General features: G+C 67.6%; 6 protein-coding genes. 5 read left to right on the forward strand and 1 reads right to left on the reverse strand.

Features of this window, described 5'->3' with window-relative positions; all coding sequences use genetic code 11:
- Positions 1 to 184 precede the first annotated feature (184 nt).
- The 3 genes from ACILQR_RS14930 to ACILQR_RS14940 are packed head-to-tail and all read left to right on the forward strand — an operon-like array spanning position 185 to position 2425.
- On the forward strand, positions 185 to 529 hold the full coding sequence (locus ACILQR_RS14930) for a hypothetical protein (RefSeq protein ID WP_395652178.1): 345 nt from the start codon (positions 185 to 187) through the stop codon (positions 527 to 529).
- A 47-nt stretch (positions 530 to 576) separates the two neighbouring features.
- Positions 577 to 1563, forward strand: a complete 987-nt coding sequence (locus ACILQR_RS14935) for a diacylglycerol/lipid kinase family protein (protein ID WP_395652179.1) — start codon at positions 577 to 579, stop codon at positions 1561 to 1563.
- A gap of 4 nt (positions 1564 to 1567) precedes the next feature.
- Complete coding sequence (locus ACILQR_RS14940) at positions 1568 to 2425, forward strand: metallophosphoesterase family protein (protein ID WP_395652180.1); 858 nt, start codon at positions 1568 to 1570, stop codon at positions 2423 to 2425.
- A 2-nt stretch (positions 2426 to 2427) separates the two neighbouring features.
- Here ACILQR_RS14940 and ACILQR_RS14945 read toward each other — a convergent pair whose 3' ends face one another.
- Complete coding sequence (locus tag ACILQR_RS14945) at positions 2428 to 3207, reverse strand: phosphatase PAP2 family protein (RefSeq protein ID WP_395652181.1); 780 nt, start codon at positions 3205 to 3207, stop codon at positions 2428 to 2430.
- 257 nt (positions 3208 to 3464) lie between these two features.
- Between ACILQR_RS14945 and ACILQR_RS14950 the strand changes: the two genes are divergently transcribed.
- Positions 3465 to 5348, forward strand: coding sequence for a ribonucleoside-diphosphate reductase subunit alpha (locus ACILQR_RS14950; RefSeq protein WP_395652182.1), 1884 nt, complete (start codon positions 3465 to 3467; stop codon positions 5346 to 5348).
- Positions 5349 to 5543: 195 nt separating this feature from the next.
- Positions 5544 to 6485, forward strand: a complete 942-nt coding sequence (locus ACILQR_RS14955; protein ID WP_395652183.1) for a lipid A-modifier LpxR family protein — start codon at positions 5544 to 5546, stop codon at positions 6483 to 6485.
- Positions 6486 to 6599: the final 114 nt, after the last annotated feature.

Below are 6599 nucleotides of genomic sequence, written 5' to 3' on the forward strand. Positions count from 1 at the left end.
GAGGCCCGGTTCAGGGCCCTATGTTCGCCCCGAGGGGGAGAACGCTGGATTATGGCACAGGTTCCCTCCCTATGCGCGGTCAGAACGATGCCATAGTCTGTCCTTGGGGGGCCGGCGGGGTGAAAACGGTCCGGGGCACGTTCGACGAGAGGGGTAGATTATGCATTTTCCTGAGCCGGTCCGTATGACCGACAGCGACACCGGACACAGCCCGGTCTGGGCGCGCAGCAAACGCCGCCGCAGCAGTGGTGGGGGCGGCGGCGCCTTCTTCGGGTTCCTGGTCTTCCTGCTGGCCCTTTTCGGGGCCGTGGTGATCGGGATGTCGATCAAGGAACGGTCCGTCGCCGGGGGTGGCGCGGCCATCGACGGCTGGATCGCGACCGGCAAGGCCTCGGTCATGCAGGCCATCGGCAAGGCGCCCGCCGCCGCCGACGTCGCGGTCGAGAAGGCCGGGGACGCCGCCGCCGCCACCGGCGACGCGGTCCAGGCCGAAGCCGCCCAGACGGCCGACGCGCTCAAGAAGCAATAGTCACGCTTGGCGGCGGAACGGCGGCGGTCACGGCGCGTTCGTGCGCCATGACCGAGACATTCACCGACCGGCCGACCGCATCGACGGCGGATGATCCATCGACCGATGCGCAGATGGCCGAGGCCGCTGCCATGGAGGTCCGCACCCTGACGACCCACGTCGAGATCAAGCGGGTGGTCGTTCTGGTCAATCCCTTGTCCGGCTCGGTGGGGCCAAGGGCGGCCGGAGAGGTCGAGACCATCCTGGCCGAGTATCCGTGCGAGTCCGAGGTGGTGTCGCTGGACGGCAGCCGGATCGACGCCCAGATCGACGAGGCGCTGGCGTCAAATCCCGATGTGCTGTTCGTCCTGGCCGGCGACGGGACGGCCCGCGCGGTGGCGTCCAAGGCCGGACCCAAGGGCCCACTGGTGGCCCCCCTGCCCGGCGGCACGATGAACATGTTGCCCAAGGCCCTGTACGGCACCACCGACTGGAAGGCGGCCCTGCGCAGCGCGCTTGAAGACGGCGCGCCCCAGTGCGTGTCCGGCGGCATGGTCCAGGGCGAGGCCTTCTACTGTGCCGCCATCCTGGGATCGCCCGCCCTGTGGGCCCCGGCCCGCGAAGCCATGCGGACCGGCAAGCTGTCCCTGGCCTGGGCCTATGGCCGCCGCGCCCTGCGGCGCGCGTTTACCGGCCGGTTGCGGTTTTCGCTGGACGGCGCGCCGAGGAAGAAGACCGAGGCCCTGGTCCTGATCAGTCCGATGATCTCGCGCGCCCTGGACGAGCCGGTCGGTCTGGAGGCCGCCGCCATGGATCCCTCGGATACCTCCCAGGCCTTCCGCCTGGCGGCGACGGCCCTGTTCAGCGACTGGCGCAAGGACGCCTCGGTGACGACCAAGCCCGCGCGCAGTATCGAGGTCTGGGGCCGCTCCAAGATCCCCGCCGTGATCGACGGAGAACCGACCCTCTTGCCGCACGAGACTCGCATCACCTTCATCCCCCGCGCCTTCCAGGCCCTGGCCCCCAATCCGCCGGCGGCGGAAGACAGCGTCTGATCGGGTGAGCAGCGGCCGGCTTCTCCAGTTCTCGGATGTCCACTTCGGCGTCGAGCACAAGCGCGCCTGTGCGGCGGCGCTCGACTACGCCCACGCGGACCCGACCGACCTGATCCTGATCACCGGCGACGTGACCCAGAAGGGCCTGCCCGACGAGTTCCGCGCCGCCGGCGAGTGGATTCGCGCCATGCCGGAGCCGAGCTTCGTCGTCGTCGGCAATCACGACGTGCCCTATTACAGCGCGCTGGACCGGCTGTTCTGGCCGTGGCGGGCCTTCGAGGCGGCGACCGGCCATCCGGCCCATGACGGCCAGTTCCGCTCCGACACCCTGATGGTGCGCGGCGTGACCACGGCACGCGGATGGCAGGCGCGGCTGAACTGGTCGAAAGGGGTCATCGACCTGGACCAGACCCGTCGGGCCGCCACGGCCCTGCGCCAGGCCCCGCCGGGAACCCTACGTATCCTGGCCTGTCACCATCCGCTGATCGAGATGATCGGTACCCCCATGACCGGCGACGTCAAGCGCGGCGATCGCGCCGCCGTCATCTTCGCCGAGGCGGGGGTCGATCTGATCATGACCGGCCATACCCACATCCCCTTCGCCCTGCCGATCGACCTGTCGGACCGCTGTTCCTATGCCGTGGGATGCGGGACCCTGTCACACCGCGAGCGCGGCGCGCCCCCCAGCTTCAACGAGGTGGTGTGGACCTCGCGCGAGATCGTGGTCACGGTGATCCAGTGGACGGGTTCGGTGCTGGAACGCGGCCAGACCTGGCGTCTGCCGCGCCGGCAGGACACGCGCCACGCCGAGACGGCTCCCGATCCGCAGGCGGCGGGCGTGCTGGAGACGGCGGCGACCTGAGCCTATTCGCTCAGGACCGCAGCCCCACCCTCGGTCGTGGGGGACGGGGCGTCCTGAAGCGCCGCGTGGTGGGTCTTCTGGCGGCGCTCGACGGCGTAGGAGACCAGCCACAGGGCCATGGCCCAGGCGGCGCCGACGCTCCAGCCCGCGAAGACGTCCGAGGCCCAGTGGGCCCCCAGATAGATCCGGGTCAGGCCCACCAGCAGGGTGATCAGGATGGCGACACCCAGGACATAGGCCTTGAAATGCTTCTCGGGGAAGGCGCGGGTCAGCATGACGCCCAGCGACAGGTAGAAGACCGCCGACAGCAGCGCATGGCCCGAGGGGAAGCTGGCGTTCAGGGTCTCCGTCGCCTGATAGACGGCGGGGGGGCGGGCGCGCTCGAAAAAGGCCTTGAGCCCCTCCGACAGGGCGACGCCGCCGATCAGGCCCAGCACCAGCAGCAGGGCCGACAGACGTTTCCTCTGACTGATCAGGAAGACGATCACGATGGCCGCGAACAGGGTCAGGACCGAGATGCCGCCCAGCGACGTCAGGTCGGCCGCCGCCTCCTTCAACCACCACGGACCCCAGGGTCGGCCAGGGTCGTCGGCGAAGGGCCGCAGGGCGGACAGCACCATCTGATCGAAGGCCTGGCCGTCGGCCTCGGTCATGTCGTCGGCGACCTCGACGAAGGTCATCACCCCGAAGGCGATGATCAACAGGGCGCCCAGGGCGGCGAATTCGGTGCGCGCGAGGTGCATGGCACGGCGCGCGAAGGGCATCAGGTCGGAACTTTGCATCGTCGCCTAACGGCCAAGCTGGTCCCCCGTTCCCCTCACGCGCTCGTGATCGGGGCGTCGTATGGGCGTCACCGTGTTTCCACAGGCTTGTCCCGCCTTCCCTGACTGATTCGCGAACAAAGTGATCGTCAACCCCGTTGACGGGTCGTTAGCCATCTGTGCCCTATATGTGGGCTCAGGGGATGGTTCGGCCACAAGATGCTGTGTCCGGCCATGAGCGGCTTCACTTGCGATTTTGTTCAGGACGTTGACGAAACATGGCTGGCCTAGAAGCGTACAAGACCTCGGAATTCGCTTCGCTTTCGGGCGATCGAGGGACGGCCAGGCCGCAGCTTTCGGTGGTTCGCAGCCTGGATCTGGACCGCTCGCGTGACGACCTGCTGACCGACTTCGGCAAGAAGACGCTGGAGGATCGCTACCTGCTGGCCGGCGAGAGTTATCAGGACATGTTCGCCCGGGTGGCCACGGCCTATGCCGACGACCATGACCATGCCCAGCGCGTCTATGACTATATGTCCAGGCTCTGGTTCATGCCCTCGACGCCGGTGCTGTCGAACGGCGGCGCGAACCGCGGCCTGCCCATCTCCTGCTTCCTGAACGCGGTGTCCGACAGCCTGGACGGTATCCAGCAGGTCTGGAACGAGAACGTGTCCCTGGCCTCGAACGGCGGCGGCATCGGCACCTACTGGGGCGGCGTCCGCTCCATCGGCGAGAAGGTCAAGGGCGCGGGCCAGACCTCGGGCATCATCCCCTTCATCCGCGTGATGGACTCGCTGACGCTGGCGATCAGCCAGGGGTCGCTGCGTCGCGGGTCGGCGGCGGTCTATCTGGACGTCCACCACCCCGAGATCGAGGAGTTCCTCGAGATCCGCAAACCCTCGGGCGACTTCAACCGCAAGTCCCTGAACCTGCACCACGGCCTGAACATCACCGACGAGTTCATGGAGGCGGTCAAGGCCGGCGCCCAGTTCGGCCTGCGTTCGCCCAAGACCAACGAGGTGCTGCGCCGCGTCGACGCCCGCACCCTGTGGCAGAAGATCCTGGAGATCCGGCTGCAGACCGGCGAGCCCTATCTGATCTTCTCCGACACGGTGAACCGGCAGATGCCGCAGCACCAGAAGGACCTGGGCCTGAAGGTCAAACAGTCGAACCTGTGCAGCGAGATCATGCTGCACACCGGCATCGACCACCTGGGCATCGACCGGACGGCGGTCTGCTGCCTGTCGTCGGTGAACGCCGAGAAATTCCTGGAGTGGCGCGAGGAGCCCCGCTTCATCGAGGACCTGATGCGGTTCCTGGACAATGTGCTGGAGGACTTCATCACCCGCGCCCCGCCCGAGATGAAGGCGGCGGTCTATTCGGCCAAGCGCGAGCGGTCGGTCGGCCTGGGGCTGATGGGCTTCCATTCCTTCCTGCAAGCCCAGGGCGTGGCCTTCGAAAGCGCCATGGCCAAGTCGTGGAACATGCGGCTGTTCAAGCACCTGCGTCGCGAGGCCGACAAGGCCAGCCGCGTCCTGGCCGAGGAAAAAGGTGCCTGCGAAGACGCGGCCGAGCGCGGCGTGATGGAGCGGTTCAGCCACAAGCTGGCCATCGCCCCGACCGCCTCGATCAGCATCATCTGCGGCGGGACCAGCGCGGGGATCGAGCCGATCCCGGCCAACATCTATACCCACAAGACCCTGTCCGGGTCGTTCGCGGTCAAGAACCCCTACCTCGAGGAACTGCTGGACCTGAAGGGCCACAACACCGACGCGGTATGGAACTCGATTCTGGAGAACGAGGGCTCGGTCCAGCACCTCGACATGCTGAACGACGACGAGAAGGGCATCTTCAAGACGGCGTTCGAACTGGATCAGCGCTGGGTGGTCGAACTGTCGGCCGACCGGACGCCGGAAATCTGCCAGGCCCAGTCGATCAACCTGTTCATCCCCGGCGACGTCAACAAATGGGACCTGCATATGCTGCACTGGTCGGCCTGGGAGAAGGGTGTCAAGTCGCTCTACTACCTGCGCTCCAAGTCGGTGCAACGCGCCGCCTTCGCGGGTGCCGAGGACAAGGCCGAGGCCGAGATCGACCCCGACCAGCCCGACCTGTTCTCGGCCGCCCAGACCGACTACGACGAGTGCCTCGCCTGTCAGTGAGGTCCTCTTCTTCTCCCGCGTAGCGGGGGAAGAAATGCGCAACGGAACCCCGTCCCGGCCCTTCGCGTTGCGAAGGCGTCAGGAATGCATCGTAATTTTGTCTGTTGGCGGTCGGCCCTTTCTAGGTCAGGGTAAACGCAACGTTAACGGGCGGTGAGGGGACCGTTGGGGCGTCTGTCGAGTATCGCGTGCGGATTGGCCGCGTTTCTGGTCACGGTGACCGGGGCGACGGCGCAGACGACTCTCGACCCAAACTGGGCCCGGGCCCAGGAAGTGGCCAACCTGCAATCCGCCCGACAGCGCGCCCAGGTGGTCCCGGTGCCCTTGCCGGACACAGCTTTCGCAGTCCGACCCACTGCCACCCTGGTCCAGCCTTCGGCCTTTCGCGTCCAGCCCGAGCGCGCCTTTGGCGGCGCGATCGAGTTCCAGAACCCCTCGCCCGTCCTGTCGTCGTCGGCCGTGACCGCGAACGTCTTCGGCGCGCGCGTGCCGGACCGGTTCGACGGCCTTGCGGCAACGCAGCGATCGGAGGCCTGGTTCGACAGTGGGCGGCATAGCGACCGGGTGCGGCTGACGACGCGGGGCACGTTGCGCCGGGCGGACGGCTCGCCCTTGCCGGTCACGGCGCGGGATCGCGACGCCTTTGACGTGGATGCCTATGACGTCTCCTTCACGCGCGGCTGGTCGGTCGCGCGGGGCTATACGCGCTCCGGCCTCGAAGTCAGCCTGACGCCCCATGCCGGGTTCGGGGTCGGTGACGACGGCGGCTCGGCCGAGGCGGGGGCCACGCTCAAGATCGGCGACAATCTGGACCGGCTGGCCCCCAGCGGCCATCAGCGTTTCGGCGACCGGGCGCGGTGGTATCTTTATGCAGCAGGTTCGGGCCGGGCCGTCGGGTACAATTTCGCCCGCACCCGCGACGGCGACTATGCCCGATCCGGCATGAGCCAGGACAAGGGTTCGTTCCTGGGCGACGCCTCGATCGGGGTGGCCTATCGGCGCGGGGCCATGCAGGGCTCGTTCGGCGTCGTCTATCGCGAGCTCAAGGCCGAGGGTCTGCGCGGCGGAGAGGGCTTCGACCGCGACGTGTCCGAGGGGCTGGTGGCGTTCCAGCTGTCGATCCGGCCGCAATGGTGACGTGAGGCAACAGGCAACAGGCAACGGGCAACAGTGAGGCCGGAACGGCAGTTGGCAGAGTGCTTCTGTTGCCTGTTGCCTGTTGCCTGCTGCCCGTTGCCTCTCTACAGCCAC

Source organism: Brevundimonas sp., from assembly GCF_044239655.1.
Taxonomy (GTDB): Bacteria; Pseudomonadota; Alphaproteobacteria; order Caulobacterales; family Caulobacteraceae; genus Brevundimonas.

What these genes read in the sequence shown, in the direction of transcription:
- ACILQR_RS14945 (WP_395652181.1), bottom strand. Translation starts at nt 3,207, where the DNA reads ATGCAAAGTTCCGACCTGATGCCCTTCGCGCGCCGTGCCATGCACCTC.
- ACILQR_RS14935 (WP_395652179.1), top strand. Translation starts at nt 577, where the DNA reads ATGACCGAGACATTCACCGACCGGCCGACCGCATCGACGGCGGATGAT.
- ACILQR_RS14930 (WP_395652178.1), top strand. Translation starts at nt 185, where the DNA reads ATGACCGACAGCGACACCGGACACAGCCCGGTCTGGGCGCGCAGCAAA.
- ACILQR_RS14950 (WP_395652182.1), top strand. Translation starts at nt 3,465, where the DNA reads ATGGCTGGCCTAGAAGCGTACAAGACCTCGGAATTCGCTTCGCTTTCG.